The following is an 18,591-nucleotide window of genomic DNA, read 5'->3' on the forward strand; positions in this document are numbered from 1 at the left end:
CAGCCCTCTACAGGGATTGGCGGGAGACGCGCGGATCAATCCGGTTTGCCGTTGACCACTCCGGCGGTGTTGTCGATCAGGCTCTTGGTCGCAGTCTGCAGGAAAGACTCCAGCTTCTGCTTGAGTTGTGCCTCATCCGCGGAGTCGGGAATCAGTTCGCCAGACGGCGCCGAGCCCAGTTCGTACTTGTACAGCCTTGGCGGCATTTCCTTGGGCAGTACCAGCACCCGATCCGCAGTCAACAGCGCAACGGTCTGATCGCTGCCCGAAGGCTTGATCACGCCGAAGCCCTTGTCGCCTTCCGGCAGGTTGAGCAGGTCGCGGCCCCAGCACTGATGCAGCACATCGCCACCGAGACGCCCCATGATGGTCGGCACGATGTCGATCTGGGTGCCCACGGTGTGGTCACGCTGGCCGAACTTCTCCTGGATACCCGGCGCAATCATCAGCATCGGCACGTTGAAGCGCCCCAGATCCATTTCGGTGATCTGCTGCTCGTTGCCAAAGCCATGGTCGCCCACCACCACGAACAAGGTTTCCTTGAAATAAGGCTCCTTGCGCGCTTTCTCGAAGAACTGGCCCAGGGCCCAGTCGGAGTAGCGCATAGCGGTCAGGTGCTCGTTGAGACTGCCGCGATCGGTGACCTTGTCCACCGGCAATGGCGTCGGCAGCGCATACGGGGTGTGGTTGGACAGGGTCTGCAGCAGGGCATAGAACGGCGCCTTGCCTTCCCGGGCCTTCAACTCTTCCAGGCCACGGTTGAACATGTCCTGATCGGACACGCCCCAGGTCGGGTCGGAGAACACCGGATTGACGAAGTCGTTGCGGCCGATGAAGTTGGTCATGCCCTGGTTGCTGAAGAACCCCGACTGGTTGTCCCAGGCGAAATCGCCGTTGTAGACATACACGTCATCGTACTTGCGAGCACTGAGCAGTTGCGGCAGGCCGGACAGCTTGTGGCTGCCTTCCGGCGTCTGCATCAGGTATTCGAAACCCGGCAGGTTGGGGAAGCACGCCATGGTCGCGAACATACCCTGGTGGGTATGAGTGCCGTTGGAGAAGAAGCGATCGAACAGCAGGCCTTCCTTGGACAGTTTGTCGAAGTACGGTGTGACCTCGCCCGGACGTCCCAGGGCGCCCACCGAGTGCCCGGCGAAGCTTTCCATCAGGATCACGACGACGTTCTTGATCGGCAGGGTCTTTTCCCCGTCCGGCGTGTAGTTGCGGCGCACGGCCGCGATGTCCGCATCCACCAGCTTGTCGCTCGGCACCAGCAGCATGTCGCGCACGGTCTGCTGCGCCAGCGGCTGGGGCAAGGTGGCCTTCCAGATATTGGTGCGGTCTTCGGACAGACGATCCTTGGCCGCCGCCGCCAACTGCAGCGTGCCGTTGAGGCCCAGCTGGTTGGCGAAGTTCGACTCGGTGGTGTAGACGTCACCCCAACGCATCGGCGGGCCTTGGCGCAGGGTGCCACGGGCGGCAACCACACAGATCAGCAGGCACACCACGAACACCGCGATACGCGCATACCAGGGCGCGATCTGACGGGTACCGACATTGCCGCCACTGAACGGACCACGTGGCCGGGTAGCGCGGTCAGCGCCCTTGAATGCCAGGCTCAGGATCCAGGTACCCACGGCCCAGGCCAACAGGTAGCGAACCACCGGGAAGCCGTACCAGAGCATGCTCATCACGGTCTTCGGGTCTTCCTTCACATATTGGAAGACCAGGCCGTTGAGGCGCTGGTGGAATTCGCGATAGAAGTCCATTTCCATCAGGCCGAGGAACAGCGCGATGCTGGAAGTGACGGTCAGCCAGAAACGCAGTACCCCACGAGCCGCCATGGCCCGGGCACTGAACAGTGCCAGCAGCAGCGGCACGCTGAGATAGACCACCAGCCGCAGGTCAAAACGCAGCCCGTTGGCAAACGCCTCGAGGAAGGTCGAGGCCGGGGTGTCGAGGATCATCTCGCGGTTGTAGATCAGCAGCGCGACGCGCAACAGGGAGAGCATCACCATCATGACCAGTGCACACAACAGCGTGTAGGCCAGATGGGATTTAACGGTCGGTTGCAGCAGGCGATTCGAGGATCGCTGCTGACTCAGGGCATCCGAGTTTGCCATGTGGTTTTAGGACCCATTGGAAGTTTAAGTTGCAAAGATACAGCTGCGTTCTGCCCTCTTGTTGCCGCCAGGGCGACGGGGAAATACGCGGTGCGCAAATGTTGCACGATCACTCAAGGCATTGCCATTGATTAGTAGGCAGCACCGCCGAACCCACTGCCAGCGGCTCTGGGACAAGAGATTGCAGAGGATTAACCGAGGAAAAAGCGCCAGCGAATTGTCTTAGAGCGTTTGTGAAAATTTCGTTCAACGCATGTTTAGTCACACAAAAAAGGGCCTGATGACCCTTTTTTTCCCTGCCTAATCAGCCATTGCCAAGAAGATTCACCGCCTACGAACCACGGTGCGGTGAATCCAGGCTCAGAGCCGCACATTACCTCGGGGACCGGCGATCGCCCAGATAATCAGCCCCAGCACCGGCAAGAAGATAATCAGCAGCACCCAGAGGATCTTCATCCCGGTTTCGGCGCCACTTTTGAGCACGTTGATGATTGCCCAGATGTCCAGGGCCAGGATGATCAGGCCAATCAGGCTATTGAAGGTGGAACCCATGGTCTCGCTCCCAAATGAGGTATGCCTCTTTAGGATAGCTGGGCTGAATCAGGGTTCCGTATTATTAGCGCGCAGATTTCAGACGTGCACGGCAACCTTCAGCGCTTCCAAGGCCGGCGCAGCCGCAATCCCGACCTCGCTACACAGCTCCAACACCCGCGGTACGTCATTGCCGTAGACCAGCACCACCTGCAACTCGTCATCCAGCAGCTGGCTGAAATTCATCAGCACATAACCGCCATTTTCCGGGTTCATGCTGCCCATCTGGATCTGGATGCGGTTCAGGGCAGTCAGTGCTTCGATCTTGGCCAGCTGTTTGGGCTTGATATTGAAACTCACCTCCTTGCCGAAGGAAGCAACGATCTGCGCGAACAGGTCGACATAAGTGTCGGCCTGAAACAGCACCGTCTCGGGCAGGCTGCCGACCACCACCCACTCGCCCAGGGGAATAGGGAAGCTGTCGTCGTAGTTGATGTCCGGGTTGGCCGCCAGGAACACCTGGGGATCGGCGTAGGCCAGGACCGCTTCATCGGCGACCTGCTGAATCTCGGCGTCGCCCATGCACCCGGAGCTGATTTTGCTGATGAGTTCGATAAGGGCGGTTTTCATGGGCGCATCCTGAAGGCAAGGAAATTTCGAGGGCGCGAAGGATAGCCTAAAGTGCCAGGCCAGACCTATCGTTGCGACGAGGGCACGGTGCCCTCATCCGCTCGAACCAGGCTGGCTCAGGCCAGGATTTTTTCCAGTTGCGCAGTGGTGTCCGCCGCGCCCATGGTCTTGGCCGCCTCCAGGGCGCTGACGCCATTGGCGTCAAGGGCCTTGGGGTCAGCGCCCTGGCTGATCAGGTAAGTGACGATTTCAGTGCGGTTGAACATTGCAGCCATCATCAACGCCGTGCGCCCGTCGAAGGACGAGCCTTCCACCTGCGCGCCGCCCTCCACCAAGGCTTTGACCACTGCCAGGTCGCCCTTGAAGGCAGCGCCGGCAATCGGGCTCTGGCCATTGTCATTGCGGATTTCGGGGTCGGCCTGGTATTTGAGCAATACCTGCACCGCGTCTACGTGCCCGTGATAAGCGGCCAGCATCAGCAACGTATCGCCCTTGTGGTTACGCAGGTTGACCGGCAGGCCACTGTTCGCCAGCTTGTCGAGCATCTGTGCATCGCCCTGGCGAGCCACATTGAATACCTGCTCGACAAACTGGGCGGCCTCTTCTTCAGTCATCTGGCGGCTGTTGTCGGTCATCGGAAACTCCAGGTTGATCAAATCGGAAAGCCGCTAGTTTCCCCAAGCCGGCCGCAGCCTGTCATCCCTTTTTTCCCAAGAGCCGCCATAGACAGAATCAATAACGCAGGCGCCCGGCCTGGATTTGCTCAAGAATCTGCGGAGTCAGTCGCTCATAGGTCTGCGCCCCTGGCAACCAGGCGTAGACCGGGTCATCGCCGATCTGCTCAAGGTCAAATGCCTGCTCCTTGAGACGGCTTTTCTGGTATTTGAAGGTTCCGGTGGTGTCCATTTTCACCTTGATCCGCAGGAACAGCGGCACCGCGTAAGCCGGCAGTTGCTGCCGGGCAAACTGCAGCAGTGCACTGAAATCCAGGGTTGCCAGGGACTCGGTGGGGGTGATCGCCACCATTCCCGCCCGGCCGTTAGTGTTGTGAATCTCGACGCCATAGGCCACCACTTCGGCAATCTGCGGGTGCCCCAGGAGAATGTTCTCCACTTCGGTAGTGGAGACGTTCTCACCCTTCCAACGGAAGGTGTCCCCCAGGCGGTCCACGAACTGCACATGGCCAAAACCGATGTCGCGCAGCAGATCACCGGTATTGAAGTAGCAGTCGCCCTTCTCGAACACATCCGTGAGGATCACCTTGAGGTTCTTCTCCGGGTCGGTGTAACCGTCCAGGGGCGCCTTGTCGTCGATTTTCGCCAACAACAGGCCCTGCCCGCCCTTGGCCACTTTCTGCATGAACCCCTGGCTGTTGCGCAGTGGTGCCCCGGTCTCGTGGGCGTACTCCACCAACGCCCAGGGGATCAGGGAAAACCCCACGGTGTTGTCAAAATTGAGGATATTGCTGAAACCGATATTGCCGTCGCTGGCGGCATAAAGTTCACAAATATGAGCGACGCCGAAACGCTGCTTGAATTCGCTCCAGACACCCGGACGCAGGCCATTGCCGATCATCTTCAGTACCCCATGATCGCTGTCGCGTGCCGTGCTCGGCTGGTCGATCAGGTAGCGGCACAGTTCGCCGACATACCCCACTGTCGTCGCCTTGAACCGCCGTGCGTCCTCCCAGAACTGGCTGGCGCTGAACTTGCGGCGAATGGCAAAGCCCGAGGCGCCTGTAATTGCCGAGCCCCAGCACACACACAGCCCGGTGGCGTGGTACAGCGGCAAGGTGCAATAGACTACATCGCCGGGCTGCATATCCAGGGCGATGGTGCCGTAACCGGCAGAGGTGCGCATCCAGCGTCCATGTTTGAAAATCCCCGCCTTGGGCAATCCGGTGGTACCGGACGTATATATGTAGAAGCAGGGATCATTGAGGAAGATGTGCTGGGTCTGCGGCAGATTGCCCGCTGGATAGCCGACACTCGCAGCCATCAGGTTGACCATCCCGTCCGGGGTCGGGCCGGGATCAACAAAGGTGTCCTGATCAGCCACGAACCAGTTACGGCTCGGGTCGATACCCACCTGGTCGCGCACCGCCGAATAAGCGGCCAGCAATTCAGCGCCAACCATGATCGCTACTGGTTTCACCAACTCCAGGCTGTGCACCAGGACACTCTGGGTCTGCGCGGTATTGAGCATTGCGCAGATCCCGCCGAGCTTGGCCACCGCGAGTACCGTGACCAGCAACTCCGGGCGATTCTCGATGAAGATCGCCAGCACATCGCCTTTAACGATGCCCTGCCCCTCTAGATAGGCGGCGATGCGGTTGGCCCACTGATTGACCTGGTCGTAGCTGAGTATCCGGTCGCCATACAGCAGGGCCGGGCCGTCGGGATTGCGTCGTACCGCCTGCTCGAAGCTCCAGCCCAGGCCACAGGGCTGGTCGGCTTTCTCGATATTTCCCGCCTTCATGCCTCGCACCACCCGCGGCAGTGCTTTGGCAATGGACGGCACCTTACGCAGCATCATTCCCCAGGTGATCATGTCGCTCTTGTGCTTGTTCATGGTTGCTCCGGTTCGACGACAAGGGTCTGTACCCGGGCCAGGCAGGCCGGGCATTGGCAACAGGCGACACAAGACTCAACCCGGGGTGGCGACCCAAGGCTCGGTGACCGGCAGGCAGGGGCTGCGGATATCCCGCAGGCTGAAACAGAGGCAATTCAGGCGTAGCGATGCCGAGAGCAGCGGCAGTCGTGCGGAGGGACCGTTCATGAAGGGCGTCCTATGTTCTTATTATCCGTCGGGCAGGATCGCTTGATCGTGCCGCAACCCATTCCATGTCGCAGAAACGCCGCCTGAAGCGCCTCGGGCAAGGTTGCCCAAACGCCGGAGCTGCGTGACTGGCTGAAAAGTACGTCAGCCGTTGCGGGCCTGTACACGGAGTTTTTGCAAACTTTTGTATCTCCCCTGACGCTTTTTGCAGTCGTGTCCGCCCCTGCGCTATCAGCGACTGAATTTTCTCCGGATGCCTGCGGTCGGAACACCGACTGGGTTATTGCCTGCGCTGTGCCGCGAACCTGCAAAATGCAGGATGCACGATGGCCATTCATGCAATTTGCACGAAACAAAAAATCTTATTAATTAACAAGTTATTGATTTAAAAGGATTTTATTAAAAATCAATACTGGCACAATCACTGCAACTATCACTCCACCCTTGCCCTTCAAGAGCTAACGGAGCTGATAGACATGAGCCTGATTCAAGAAAAATTTTCCTCCCTGTTCTCCAACTTCGAAGTGATCACCCAGCCGCGCCCAGACGGTGGCATTCTGCTCACCCTGCGCAACGGTGAAGGCAAACAGTTCAAGCGCTCGATTTCCTACGCGCAGCTACATGCCGCAGACCAACTGTCCTGGGTCATCAGTGCGATTCGTCGTGATTTGGCCGAACAAGCCAGCGAGTTGCCACAGATTTCAATGCTGCAAAGCCAGAACCGCTTTGCCTTGCCGACCTACCACTCCGCGTAAGCCGTCCTCGATTCGTCTGCTCGGGCCGATCCAACCTTGCGTTGGCCCGGCCCGAAAACGCTTTCCGACACTCCAGAATCGCCCTCACGCAGACTCTGGACCTTCAGATGCCCCGCCAACTCACCGCCAATGCCGGTGAGCAGCGCCTGCTCAATCCTCCAGACGCGGGAACTGGCTGGCGATGTCGTCACCAGTCAAGCGAGCAACCCAGCCCTCGGGATTGTTGAACATGCGGATGGCCACCAGATAAGGGTTTTCGCCCATGTCGAACCAATGGGCAGTACCTGCCGGCACTGAAATCAGGTCATTCCTTTCGCACAGTACGACGTATACGTAATCATCGATATGCAGGGAAAAAAGACCACGGCCGGCGACGAAGAATCGCACTTCATCCTCAGCGTGGCGGTGCTCATCGAGAAACTGCGCACGCAACTGGTCCTTCTGCGGATGACTAGCATTGAGGCTGACCACATCGACCGTGACATAACCGCGCTCGGTCATCAGCCGGTCAATCTGCTCCTGATAGGCAACGATCACTTCTTCCTGGCTGGCGCCTGGCTCGATCCGGGTCGTGGCTTGCCAACGATCAAAGCTGATCCCCTGCTCAGCCAGGGTCGCAGCGATATCATCGAAGTGGGTCAAGACCTTGTTCGGCAGGTCCGGACTGGATACGTGGTAGACGGACAGGCTGCTCATAACGGCAACTCCTCGGTTTCAGTACCGCCCTCGGCGCTTTTACGAGCCACCCGGGCAATACACATCAACAGGCAACGGCTACTTCTATCGAAGCAAGCCTTAACGGTGGTTGGGTGACTCGGGGGCAATGCCATAGGCCGTGCTGCTGACCTGCCTGGCAAGCGATTCATTGGTCAGGCTCATGGCCTCTCTTCTTGCATACATGTGGCAATGATAACGGCTGCAGCCAGGGCTGAGACGCTGGCAATACTAAAGGTCAATGTCGCACCCAGGGCGTTCCAGCTGTAACCGGAATACAGAGCCCCCAGCGCACCACCAGTGCCCGCCAATGCCGCATACAGCGCCTGGCCCTGACCTTGCTGGCGAGCACCGAAACTGCGTTGCACGAAATGAATGGCTGCCGCGTGAAAACTGCCAAAGGTCGCCGCGTGCAGCACCTGCGCCAATAGCAACACCCAGAGATGCTCCGCCAGACTACCCAGTAGCAGCCAGCGCAGTGCCGCCAGCAGAAAACTCGCCAGCAGCACCCGGCGTACGGAAAAACGCGCGAGGATCCGACTCATGGCGAGGAACATCAGCACCTCCGCCACCACTCCCAGTGCCCAGAGCATGCCGATCAGGCCGCGGGTATACCCCAGGTGCTCCAGGTGCAAGGTCAGGAATGTGTAATAAGGGCCGTGGCTCATCTGCATCAGTGCTACGCACAGATAGAAAGCCAGCACACCGGGACCGCGCAGTTGCTTGAGAAAACCCTCTCCAAACAAGCGTTGCCCTTGGTACGAAGGCTGGGCATTGGGCACCCAGAGGCTGCTGAGCACAATACCGCCCATGATGATCACCAGGGCCACCGGATAGATATCCAGGCTCAACCACTCGAACAGACGCCCCAGTGCCACCACCGTGAGAATGAAACCGATGGAGCCCCAGAGGCGGATCTGGCTGTAGCGCGAGGTCTGCCCCTGCAAATGTGCCAGGGTGATCACTTCGAACTGCGGCAGGACCGCGTGCCAGAAAAACGCGTGCAGGGCCATGACCATCGCCAGCCAGGCGTAGCTCTTGCTGACGAAGATCAAGCAGAAGCAGATCAGGGTGCAGACCGCGCCAAAACGCACGATCGCCAGGCGGCGGCCAGTGTAGTCGCCGAGCCAGCCCCAGAGGTTTGGCGCCACGCAGCGCATGAGCATGGGGATCGCCACCAGTTCGCCGATTCGCGCACTGGAAAACCCCAGGTGATCGAAGTACAGCGCCAGGAACGGCGCAGTCGACCCCAGCAGCGCGAAATAGAACAGGTAGAAACTGGAAAGCCGCCAGTACGGGAGCGCCGCCATGGCCATCAGACCATGGCGACTGGTGGAACCGCCATTACAGCTGGCCCAGTACCGGCGTGCTGACGCGCACGTCGGCATTCTGGCCACGATGACGCAGCAGGTGATCCATCAGCACAATGGCCATCATCGCTTCGGCAATCGGCGTGGCCCGAATACCCACGCAAGGGTCGTGACGGCCCTTGGTGATGACGTCAACCGGGTTGCCATCAACGTCGATGGAGCGACCCGGGGTGGTGATGCTGGACGTTGGCTTGAGTGCCAGGTGAGCGACAATCGGCTGTCCCGAGGAGATGCCACCGAGAATGCCACCAGCGTTATTGCTGATGAACCCTTCCGGGGTCAGTTCATCACGATGCTCGGTGCCGCGCTGGGCGACGCTGGCGAAACCGGCGCCGATCTCCACGCCCTTGACCGCGTTGATGCTCATCAGCGCATGGGCCAGTTCGGCATCCAGGCGGTCAAAGATCGGCTCGCCCAGGCCCGGCATCACGCCTTCGGCGACCACGGTGATCTTTGCCCCCACCGAATCCTGATCCCGACGCAACTGATCCATATAGGCTTCCAGCTCCGGGACCTTGTCCGGGTCAGGGCTGAAGAACGCGTTGTCCTCGATCGAGTCCCAAGTCTTGAAGGGAATCTCGATCGGGCCCAGTTGACTCATGTAGCCACGAATCACGATGCCCTGGCTGGCCAGGTACTTCTTGGCAATAGCCCCGGCCGCCACGCGCATGGCGGTTTCCCGCGCCGAGCTGCGACCGCCGCCCCGGTAGTCGCGGATGCCGTACTTGTGGTGGTAGGTGTAATCGGCATGTGCCGGACGGAACAGATCCTTGATCGCCGAGTAGTCCTTGGACTTCTGGTCAGTGTTGCGGATCAACAGGCCAATGGAGCACCCCGTGGTCTTGCCTTCGAACACCCCTGAAAGGATTTCGACTTCGTCAGGCTCCTGACGCTGGGTGGTGTGACGGCTGGTGCCGGGTTTGCGCCGGTCCAGATCACGCTGCAGGTCTTGCTGCGACAGCTCGAGGCCCGGCGGGCAGCCGTCGACAATCGCGACCAACGCCGGACCATGGCTTTCGCCCGCGGTGGTGACAGTGAACAGCTTGCCGTAGGTATTGCCGGACATGCAGGGAGCTCCGTGAAATCAGCCGAAATAACTCAATCTGGAATACTGAGCGCGCCAGTATACGCAGGCTACCCAACTAGTTCATCCTCGAACCTTCTGCCCGTCGCCGAGTCCAACCGGCACCTTATCCATGATGGCGTGATGATGCTGCGAGTTCTTCTCTTGAGCCTTTCCCTGTTCACCGGCCTGGTCCAGGCGGCCGTCCTGCAACGCCCTGTGACCCTGGATACCGGCCACGGCGAGCTGTATGGCTCGATGCTGCTACCCAAATCCGATCAACCGGTGCCTGTGGTGCTGATCATTTCCGGCTCCGGCCCCACCGATCGCGACGGCAACAACCCCGATGGCGGGCGCAACGACAGCCTCAAGCGCCTGGCCTGGGTGCTGGCCAAGCACAATATCGCCAGCGTGCGCTACGACAAACGGGGCGTGGCCGCCAGCCTCGCGGCGACCCCCGATGAACGCAACCTGACCCTGGACGCCTATGTCGCCGATGCGGTCGCCTGGGGCAAGCAGCTCAAGGCTGACCCGCGCCTGGGCCAACTGATCGTGCTGGGGCACAGCGAGGGCGCATTGATCGCCAGCCTCGCAGCGCCGCAACTGGACGCCGCCGGAGTGATTTCCATCTCCGGCACCGCCCGCCCGGTGGATCAGGTACTGCGCCAGCAGCTGAGTTATCGCCTACCTCCGGCGCTGATGGTGCGCAGCAATGAATTACTCGACAGCCTCAAGGCCGGCAAAGTCGACACCGATGTGCCACCGGCACTGCAAGTCATCTTCCGCCCCAGCGTTCAGCCCTACCTGATCACTCTGTTTCGCGAGGATCCGGCCGCCGCCTTCGCCCAGCTGAAAATGCCCGCCCTGATCATCCAGGGCAGCAACGATATCCAGGTCAGTGTTGACGATGCCAAGGTACTGAAGGCTGCCAAACCGGACGCCCAACTGACCTTGATCGACGGCATGAACCATGTGATGCGCATTGTGCCCAACGATCTCAAGCGCCAGTTGGCGTCTTACAAGGACCCGCAATTGCCATTGGCGGCCGAATTGGGCAGCGCGATCATCGGTTTTATTGACGGACTTCACACCCGTTAGGCTATTTTCCCCCTCCAGTCCTGAAAAAAACGGCCGATAAGCCTTTGCCGGCCGTTCAATTGCTGTCGGCGCGCAGCGATTGGACAGGACTCGCCGTTATGACTGATACCCCGAATTCACCCGCCACCGAGCAGGAAACCGCTGCCCCGGAAGCGCCGCCACTGCCTTGGGCAGAGGTTCAGGCAGAGCATCACAAGATGTTGCGTCTGGCCCCCTTGCAGACCGACCGCGCCACTGGCGGACGTCCCCTGCGCTTTGTCGAGTTCGGCTATGCCGAACGCAACAACAAAGAGCACAGCCTACTGCGCATGACCATCAGCCTGCCGGGCCAGAGGGTCCGCAAGGAACAAAATCACCTTGATGTGTGGGTCGAGCACGACACTCGCCGGGTGCACTTCGTACCTGAAGGGGGCCTGCAGATCGAACCACTGAACCGTGGTATCGGGCGCTTCCTGTTGGCCCAAGCGGCGCAGTGGGCACAAAAGAAGTGGTCGCATTACCGGGTGGACGGCTTTGACCTGGCCAACAAGGATGCCCTCAATGAAGGCACCCGCCTGCGTCGTGATCATGTACTGCGTACCCAGGGCTTCGACGTGGTCTATGCCGACGCCCAGCACCTTAAGGGCAGCGTCAAGGATGTTCAGGTGGGTGAGCTGCTGATCCAGTGGAACAGCGAAAAATTGCAGTTCGTGGAAATACTCGAGGCGGCGCAAATGCTCCAGCAGGCCGAGCAAAACCTCGAAGAGCTGGAAGTCAAACTGCGCAAGCAGGAAGAGAAAGTGACCAAGTACAAGCGTGAAGACACAGGCTTGCGCTTCACCATCACCTGCCTGGTGGCCTTTGCGGTATTTCAGGCAGGGTTGCTGATCTGGATTGCAACTCACCGCTGAGTCGCCATCCATTACGGAACAAGGCCCGCGTAATGCGGGCCCGCAAGCCAATCAGGCGCGCGAGGCGAACAGCGCCTGATGTGCGCGGCACTGCTCGGCAGTCAGCATGAACACCCCGTGACCACCGCGCTCGAAGTCCAACCAGGCGAAGTCGACCTCCGGGTACAAGGCCTCGACGTGCACCTGGCTGTTGCCCACCTCGACAATCAGCAAGCCCTTCTCGGTCAGGTGATCAGCGGCTTCGGCCAGCATCCGTCGCACCAGGTTCAGACCGTCATCCCCGCAAGCAAGGCCCAGCTCGGGCTCATGCTGGTACTCGTCCGGCATGTCGGCAAAATCCTCGGCATCGACATAAGGCGGATTGGAAACGATCAGGTCAAAGCGCTGGCCCGGCAAGCCATCGAAACCATCGCCCTGCACGGTGAACACCCGCTCATCGACACCGTGGCGCTCGATGTTCTGGTTGGCCACCTCCAGGGCTTCGAAGGACAGGTCCGCCAGCACCACTTGCGCCTCGCGGAACTCAAAGGCACAGGCAATACCGATGCAGCCGGAACCCGTGCATAGATCGAGAATCCGCGCGGGTTCGTTGCCCAGCCAGGGCTCGAAGCGTTTTTCGATCAGCTCGCCAATCGGCGAACGAGGAATCAGCACGCGCTCGTCGACAATGAACGACAAGTCGCAGAACCAGGCTTCACCCAGCAAGTAGGCGGTGGGGACGCGCTCTTCGATACGGCGCTTGAGCAGATGCTGAACATGGACCAGTTCGTCGTCTTCCAACGCACAGTCCAGGTAGCTGTCGGCAATTTCCCAAGGCAGGTGCAAGGCACCGAGCACCAATTGGCGAGCCTCGTCCCAGGCATTGTCAGTGCCATGGCCGAAGAACAGATCCTCCCCATGAAAGCGGCTGACAGCCCAGCGGATATGGTCTCGCAAGGTGCGAAGGCGGGAAGTGATCACGGGACAGACTCCTGACAAAACGACCGGCAATTCTAACAGCCAAAGCGCTTGCCGACGACGAATGAAAAACCGCCGCCGCAGAATCGTCTTTCCAGTCGGTTTTAACCTGGAAGTCCTCTGACCTTGCCCCTCTTGACAAGGCTGTAGACCAATAACGACGCACCTTACGTTAGTAGCGATTCACAGAAGCGCTCCGCCAGAGGACAATGTCGCAAAAGCCCCACTCACAGGAGCCCCAGAATGTCCGTTCCAAAGACGATGTTTCAACTCAGCGGTCGTGGTTATGCAGCGGCCAATTTGAGCCACGCGACCCTTGTGATCATCGACGCCCAGAGAGAGTACCTCAGCGGGCCACTGGCCCTGTCCGGCATGGACGCGGCGGTGGCCAATATCCGGAAACTGCTGGCGGCGGCCCGGGCCGCGGGCCGTCCCATTGTGCATGTACGCCATCTCGGCACCGTGGGCGGGCTGTTCGACCCCCAGGGCGAGCGCGGCGAGTTCATCCCCGGCCTTGAGCCCCTGGGTGACGAAACCATCATCGGCAAGCTGCTGCCCAGTGCCTTCCACGGCACCGAACTGGAAAAGCGCCTGCAGGACCTCGGTTCCCTGGACCTGATCGTCGCCGGCTTCATGAGCCACTCCAGCGTCAGCACCACCGTTCGCGCGGCGAAGAACCTGGGTTTTCGTTGCACCTTGGTGGAAGACGCCTGCGCCACCCGCGACCTGCCCTACAAGGGCGGCATCCTCAGCGCTGAGCACGTTCAGCAGACTGAAATGGCAATCATGGCCGACAACTTCGCCACCCTTGCCCAGACTGCAAGCCTGATCTGATCAGCCTCGGTGAGCGGCTGGCAGGCCGCTCATCCATAAACACCTCGCCTGTGCAGCATTTGTCTTAGCCTCAGGAACAACCCGGTCAACTCCCGGTCGAAGGGCCGATACCCATTGAGGAAGGTCGGAATGAAGATATCCGATGGTTTTGACGCACGCCGATTGCGGCCCAAAAGCCCGCGAAACTGGCGACTGCGCCTGGGAGCGGCATTCTCCGCACTGCTGGCGACCTTCGGTGTACTACTGGCGCTGGCTGGTACCGCCAGCTTGTTGGGGCGCGCTCCGGCACTGAGGGAACTCAACGCCAACCCGGCAGGCTCGACAGTGATTCTACTGAGCGGTCTGTTACTGCTGTATATCGGCGTGCGTTTGTGGCGCCGTTGCCGGCGACGCATGCGCCAGCCCTTGGCGCTGAACATCGCGCCGCACCTGATGAAAAAACACGACTGACATTCCAGTGGCGCGATTTGCGCGCCTTAAGGTGTTCCGAGTTGGGTAAACTAGCCGCCCTTCGCGGAGGCTGACATGCAAGACGACGATTTTTCCCTGTTCAAAAACGAGATCCGCGGCGTCAAGCCGATCAAGCACGATCGTGCCGAAACAGGCAAACCCAAGGCCGACCGCGCGCAGATCGCCAAGTTGCGCCAGGCTGCCACCGTGCGCAGCGAAACCACCACGGTGGACGGACTGTCCGACCAGTTCGTCATCGACGTAGGGCCGGAAGACGAGCTGATGTGGGCCCGCGATGGGGTCCAGGAAAGCCAGATGCGCAAGTTGAAGGTCGGCCAGATCCCCTTTGAAGGCAGCCTCGACCTGCACGGCATGACGGTGGAAAAAGCCCGTGAAACCCTGTGGGCATTTCTCGCCGAAGCCACCAAATTCGAGATCCGCTGCGTGCGCGTGACCCATGGCAAGGCGGTGCGCCTGGACGGCAAGCGGCCAATGATCAAGAGCCACGTCAACACCTGGCTGCGCCAGCACCCACAGGTACTGGGCTTTACCTCCTGCCAGGCCAAACACGGGGGCACCGGAGCGCTGTACGTGATACTCAAACGCACCATGATGGAAGGTCGCGACGAATAAAGCCGCTGAGTCATGCTTGCAGCGCCGTGTCCGCCACCGTACCCTTGCCCTTTGCGAAAAATCCCACAGGTAGTTTCATGTCCCTGGAACAGAATTACACCGCGATCCTCGGCCAACTGGGCGAGGACGTCTCCCGCGAGGGCCTGCTCGACACGCCGAAGCGTGCCGCCAAAGCCATGCAGTACCTCTGCCGCGGTTATGCCCAAACCCTGGAAGAAGTCACCAACGGTGCCTTGTTCAGCTCTGACAACAGCGAAATGGTGCTGGTCAAGGACATCGAGCTCTACTCGTTGTGCGAACACCACCTGCTGCCTTTCATCGGCAAGGCCCATGTCGCCTACATTCCCAGTGGCAAGGTCCTGGGGCTGTCGAAAGTGGCGCGCATCGTCGACATGTATGCTCGTCGCCTGCAAATCCAGGAAAACCTCAGCCGGCAGATCGCCGACGCCGTTCAGCAAGTGACTGGCGCCCTGGGTGTTGCCGTGGTGATCGAAGCCAAGCACATGTGCATGATGATGCGCGGCGTGGAGAAGCAGAATTCGTCGATGATCACTTCGGTGATGCTGGGTGAATTCCGTGAGAATGCCGCAACCCGCAGCGAGTTCCTCAGCCTGATCAAGTAACAGGCTGCGAGTGAAAAGACCGGCGTTGATCGCCGGTTTTTTTCGCCCGGTAAAAATCAGGTAAGCTGCCGGCCCTTCATTCATGGGCAAGAGGCAATACCGTGATCGTCAAAGCGCTGCGAGTCGGCCTGGGCCAACTCATCATTTTCATCGATTTCATCACTCGCCCACGCAAACAGCAGCGTGTCGCCGCTGCTCAGGCGCAAGTCGAAGAGGCCGCCAAGGGCCTGACCCTGTATCAGTTCCACGCCTGTCCCTTCTGCGTGAAGACCCGTCGCACCCTGCATCGCCTGAATGTGCCGGTAGCCCTGCGCGACGCCAAGAACAATGAGCAGGACCGCCAGACCCTGCTGGAACAGGGGGGCAGGATCAAAGTGCCGTGCCTGCGCATCGAAGAAAACGGCCAGACCACCTGGATGTATGAATCCAAGGTGATCATCGACTACCTGAACCAACGCTTCTCGGCTGCCTGACGTCTCTTCCGGAACCGATCAGTCCCGGGGCAGTTGCCGCCCCGGGAATTTGCCGCTGACATCAGGACCCGCGAACGGGTTGCATCAGCGGGGATCAACAGCATTGTTCAATCGAACATCGGCACATGTCGCGGATGACTTTGCACCCGCTGTATCCAGGCCTGGATAGCTGGATAGCGAGTCAGATCGAAGCCCCCTTCATGGGCCACATGGGTGTAGGCATAAAGCGCGATATCGGCAATCGAATAGTGCTCGCCCACCAGATATGACGTTCGGCTCAATTGCTTCTCCATCACATCCAACGCCTTGTAACCGCGTTTGTGCAGTTTGAGGTATTCCTCTCGGCGCTCTTCAGGCAGCCCCTCATACAGTTCGATAAAGCGAGCCACAGCAATGTAGGGCTCATGGCTGTACTGCTCGAAGAACTGCCATTGCAGGACCTGGGTGCGCAAACGAGGTTCGCTGGGAAGGAACTCACTGCCGTCGGCGAGGAAGTTGAGAATCGCGTTGGACTCCCACAGGCAGGTACCGTCTTCCAGTTCCAGAACCGGAATCTTGCCGTTGGGGTTCTTCGCCAGGAAGGCTTCGGTCTGGGTATCCCCCCCCGAGAATGTCCACTGCCTGCCACTCATAGGGCTGCCGCAGAAGATTGAGCAGCAACTTGATCTTGTAGCAGTTGCCCGAACGGTAATCGCCATAAACCTTGTACATGGCCCTCCCCCTAGGCTGCCTGTGCAGCCTGTGCTTGACGTACGACGGCGGCCAGCCGCTTGAGGCCTTCGTCCAGCCGCGCCGGATCGATATGGCTGAAATTTAACCGCAGATGCCCATGATTGTGCTCCGGTTCAGCAAAGAATGGTTCGCCGGGCATGAATGTCACGTCTTGCGCCAACGCCGGCTGCAGCAAAGTGCGGGTATCCAGGGGCTGTTTCAAGCTCAACCAGAAAAACAAGCCGCCCTGCGGCACCTGCCAATCCGCCAGATCGGCGAAATGCTGGTGCAGCGCCAGCTGAAAGGCATCACGGCGCTGGCGATAGAAGCTGCGCAGTTCAGCCAGGTGCTGCTGGAATTTTTCGCTGCCGATCCATTGCATGGCCTGCCACTGGCCAACGCGGTTGGTGTGCAAGTCCGCGGACTGTTTCAAGCGCAACAAGTGCGGGAACAGATCCGGACTGGCGATCAGGTAGCCGACGCGCAACCCCGGCAGCAGGGTTTTCGAAACAGTGCCCGTGTAGATCCAACTGGCCTTTTTTAGCCGGCTGACAATGGGCGTAGCGCTAGCGCCGTCGAAGGCCAACTCGCGATAAGGCTCATCCTCGATCAGGGTGACGCCGAACTCGTCCAGCAAGTCTGCCACGGCCTCACGCTTGGCCTCGCTGTAGCGCACCGCCGACGGGTTCTGAAATGTCGGGATCAGGTAGACGAAAGCCGGACTGTGCTCCTCCAGGCGCGCACGCATCTGCTGCAGGTCCGGGCCGTCGGCCTCCAGCGGCACCGTCAAGCATTCGGCACCGAACAGTTGAAAAATCTGCAGCGCCGCCAAATAAGTCGGTGCTTCCAGCAGGATCTCAGTGCCCTTGTCGATGTACAGCTTGGCTGCCAGGTCGAGGGTCTGCTGGGAACCACTGACCACCAACACCTGGCTCGCCTCGCAGGGCACCCCGAGCTTACGCGCCTCTGCCGCCAAGACTTCGCGCAACTGCGGCTCGCCTTCACTCATGCCGTACTGGCCCATGGATAACGGCATGTCTTGCCACTGCACCTTGGGCAGCATGACTTCGGCCGGCAAGCCGCCGGCGAACGACATCACTTCCGGGCGCTGCGCCGCAGCGAGAATTTCACGGATCAAGGAGCTTTTGAGGCGCGATACACGTTCAGAGAAGGCCATGGAGATCACCGCTAGCGAAGGCTGGAGAAAATACGTCAAACTACTTGACCGAAATTACGCCGACCTATGTAGATACGTCAATATGCTTGACCTTAAAAGCCAGACTGCGCAACAAGCCGCCATGGAAGCCTTCTTCTTTGGCTATCAGGCCTTCACCGCCAAGGCCGACGAAATGCTCGAGCGACGAGGCTTGAGCCGCGTGCACCAACGCATTGTGTTTTTCATCGCTCGCTACCCCGGTCTGAGTGTGAAAGAACTGCTCACACTGCTGGGAGTCAGCAAGCAGGCGTTGAACACGCCCCTGCGCCAACTCATGGAAATGCACCTGGTGGACAGTATTGCCCCGCCCAGCGACAAGCGAAAACGCCTGCTGGAATTGACTGCCGATGGTGTGCACCTTGAGCAGTCGCTGCGTCGCGAACAAGTCAAATTGCTGCAACGGGCTTTCGCCGAGGCCGGAGAAAATGCGGTCAGTGGCTGGCTGGCAGTAAACCAGGCCTTGGCCGGAAAACCTGCAGAAGACTGATTCCTCCCCCCTCTCGGCGTCACCTGAGTGGGCGCCGATCAAGCCGCGCCATGTCTCCCGGCCTCCAGACACCAGACTGGGATGCGATATAGCCGCGGCCTCAGATTTTTCGCACACAAAAACAAAAACATTATTTGCTTTCTTTGTATACAAAAGCATAATTCGCCACGTGCGAGTTCTTGACCTATAGGTCAACAAATCCCACAAGCCTTGCCTGCCTCAAAGAGCCGCTGCCCACCCTCCCGTGCCCGGTTC

Annotated in this window: 20 protein-coding genes and 1 pseudogene; 9 read left to right on the plus strand and 12 right to left on the minus strand. The window is 59.7% G+C overall.

Going from position 1 to position 18,591, the window contains the following annotated elements; translation table 11 throughout:
- Positions 1–35 precede the first annotated feature (35 nt).
- From GV819_RS16395 to GV819_RS33230, 6 genes are all read right to left on the minus strand, one after another.
- Positions 36–2,123, minus strand: a complete 2,088-nt coding sequence (locus tag GV819_RS16395; RefSeq protein ID WP_161757097.1) for an LTA synthase family protein — start codon at positions 2,121–2,123, stop codon at positions 36–38.
- A 360-nt stretch (positions 2,124–2,483) separates the two neighbouring features.
- Positions 2,484–2,675 carry a PLDc N-terminal domain-containing protein gene (locus GV819_RS16400; RefSeq protein WP_161757098.1) on the minus strand — a complete coding sequence of 64 codons (192 nt, stop codon included), beginning with the start codon at positions 2,673–2,675 and terminating at the stop codon, positions 2,484–2,486.
- A gap of 78 nt (positions 2,676–2,753) precedes the next feature.
- Complete coding sequence (locus GV819_RS16405) at positions 2,754–3,284, minus strand: hypothetical protein (RefSeq protein WP_161757099.1); 531 nt, start codon at positions 3,282–3,284, stop codon at positions 2,754–2,756.
- Positions 3,285–3,400: 116 nt separating this feature from the next.
- Entirely contained in the window at positions 3,401–3,919 is a 519-nt protein-coding gene (locus GV819_RS16410; RefSeq protein ID WP_161757100.1) for an ankyrin repeat domain-containing protein, read from the minus strand.
- 97 nt (positions 3,920–4,016) lie between these two features.
- Positions 4,017–5,855: a long-chain-acyl-CoA synthetase gene (locus GV819_RS16415; RefSeq protein WP_161757101.1), complete on the minus strand. Its 1,839-nt coding sequence runs from the start codon at positions 5,853–5,855 to the stop codon at positions 4,017–4,019.
- Between the two features lie 75 nt (positions 5,856–5,930).
- Complete coding sequence (locus GV819_RS33230; RefSeq protein ID WP_256667514.1) at positions 5,931–6,062, minus strand: hypothetical protein; 132 nt, start codon at positions 6,060–6,062, stop codon at positions 5,931–5,933.
- A 476-nt stretch (positions 6,063–6,538) separates the two neighbouring features.
- Between GV819_RS33230 and GV819_RS16420 the strand changes: the two genes are divergently transcribed.
- Complete coding sequence (locus tag GV819_RS16420) at positions 6,539–6,817, plus strand: DUF3509 domain-containing protein (protein ID WP_161757102.1); 279 nt, start codon at positions 6,539–6,541, stop codon at positions 6,815–6,817.
- A 150-nt stretch (positions 6,818–6,967) separates the two neighbouring features.
- On the opposite strand, the gene GV819_RS16425 is transcribed toward GV819_RS16420, so the two are convergent.
- From GV819_RS16425 to aroC, 3 genes are all read right to left on the minus strand, one after another.
- Positions 6,968–7,513: a 1,2-dihydroxy-3-keto-5-methylthiopentene dioxygenase gene (locus GV819_RS16425; protein ID WP_161757103.1), complete on the minus strand. Its 546-nt coding sequence runs from the start codon at positions 7,511–7,513 to the stop codon at positions 6,968–6,970.
- A 179-nt stretch (positions 7,514–7,692) separates the two neighbouring features.
- Positions 7,693–8,841 carry an MFS transporter gene (locus GV819_RS16430; protein WP_161757104.1) on the minus strand — a complete coding sequence of 383 codons (1,149 nt, stop codon included), beginning with the start codon at positions 8,839–8,841 and terminating at the stop codon, positions 7,693–7,695.
- A gap of 34 nt (positions 8,842–8,875) precedes the next feature.
- Positions 8,876–9,967 carry a chorismate synthase gene (gene aroC / locus GV819_RS16435; RefSeq protein WP_161757105.1) on the minus strand — a complete coding sequence of 364 codons (1,092 nt, stop codon included), beginning with the start codon at positions 9,965–9,967 and terminating at the stop codon, positions 8,876–8,878.
- A gap of 141 nt (positions 9,968–10,108) precedes the next feature.
- Between aroC and GV819_RS16440 the strand changes: the two genes are divergently transcribed.
- Together GV819_RS16440 and GV819_RS16445 are read left to right on the plus strand one after the other, a co-directional pair.
- Positions 10,109–11,062 carry an alpha/beta hydrolase gene (locus tag GV819_RS16440; RefSeq protein ID WP_161757106.1) on the plus strand — a complete coding sequence of 318 codons (954 nt, stop codon included), beginning with the start codon at positions 10,109–10,111 and terminating at the stop codon, positions 11,060–11,062.
- A 98-nt stretch (positions 11,063–11,160) separates the two neighbouring features.
- Positions 11,161–11,952: a hypothetical protein gene (locus tag GV819_RS16445; RefSeq protein WP_161757107.1), complete on the plus strand. Its 792-nt coding sequence runs from the start codon at positions 11,161–11,163 to the stop codon at positions 11,950–11,952.
- A gap of 51 nt (positions 11,953–12,003) precedes the next feature.
- Here GV819_RS16445 and prmB read toward each other — a convergent pair whose 3' ends face one another.
- Positions 12,004–12,912 (minus strand): 50S ribosomal protein L3 N(5)-glutamine methyltransferase, encoded by a 909-nt coding sequence (gene prmB / locus GV819_RS16450; protein ID WP_161757108.1) that lies wholly within the window; start codon positions 12,910–12,912, stop codon positions 12,004–12,006.
- 240 nt (positions 12,913–13,152) lie between these two features.
- Here prmB and GV819_RS16455 point away from each other — a divergent pair, with 240 nt between their 5' ends.
- The 5 genes from GV819_RS16455 (at position 13,153) to GV819_RS16475 (ending at position 15,922) form a co-directional block, all read left to right on the plus strand.
- The gene (locus tag GV819_RS16455; protein WP_161757109.1) at positions 13,153–13,743 is read left to right on the plus strand and encodes a cysteine hydrolase family protein; all 591 of its coding nucleotides are present in this window, start codon (positions 13,153–13,155) and stop codon (positions 13,741–13,743) included.
- A 129-nt stretch (positions 13,744–13,872) separates the two neighbouring features.
- Complete coding sequence (locus GV819_RS16460) at positions 13,873–14,193, plus strand: hypothetical protein (protein WP_161757110.1); 321 nt, start codon at positions 13,873–13,875, stop codon at positions 14,191–14,193.
- A 75-nt stretch (positions 14,194–14,268) separates the two neighbouring features.
- Entirely contained in the window at positions 14,269–14,826 is a 558-nt protein-coding gene (locus tag GV819_RS16465; protein ID WP_161757111.1) for a Smr/MutS family protein, read from the plus strand.
- A gap of 77 nt (positions 14,827–14,903) precedes the next feature.
- The gene (gene folE / locus GV819_RS16470) at positions 14,904–15,449 is read left to right on the plus strand and encodes a GTP cyclohydrolase I FolE (protein ID WP_011062625.1); all 546 of its coding nucleotides are present in this window, start codon (positions 14,904–14,906) and stop codon (positions 15,447–15,449) included.
- A gap of 101 nt (positions 15,450–15,550) precedes the next feature.
- Positions 15,551–15,922 (plus strand): glutathione S-transferase N-terminal domain-containing protein, encoded by a 372-nt coding sequence (locus GV819_RS16475; protein ID WP_161757112.1) that lies wholly within the window; start codon positions 15,551–15,553, stop codon positions 15,920–15,922.
- A gap of 107 nt (positions 15,923–16,029) precedes the next feature.
- On the opposite strand, the pseudogene GV819_RS16480 reads toward GV819_RS16475, so the two are convergent.
- Positions 16,030–16,633 (minus strand): annotated as a pseudogene (locus GV819_RS16480) (glutathione S-transferase family protein).
- 10 nt (positions 16,634–16,643) lie between these two features.
- Positions 16,644–17,810 carry a PLP-dependent aminotransferase family protein gene (locus GV819_RS16485; RefSeq protein WP_161757113.1) on the minus strand — a complete coding sequence of 389 codons (1,167 nt, stop codon included), beginning with the start codon at positions 17,808–17,810 and terminating at the stop codon, positions 16,644–16,646.
- An 82-nt stretch (positions 17,811–17,892) separates the two neighbouring features.
- On the opposite strand from GV819_RS16485, the gene GV819_RS16490 reads away from it, so the two are divergent.
- Positions 17,893–18,336: a MarR family transcriptional regulator gene (locus GV819_RS16490; RefSeq protein ID WP_161757121.1), complete on the plus strand. Its 444-nt coding sequence runs from the start codon at positions 17,893–17,895 to the stop codon at positions 18,334–18,336.
- Positions 18,337–18,591 lie beyond the last annotated feature (255 nt).

It is taken from the genome of Pseudomonas sp. Fl5BN2 (assembly GCF_009908205.1).
Lineage (GTDB): Bacteria > Pseudomonadota > Gammaproteobacteria > Pseudomonadales > Pseudomonadaceae > Aquipseudomonas.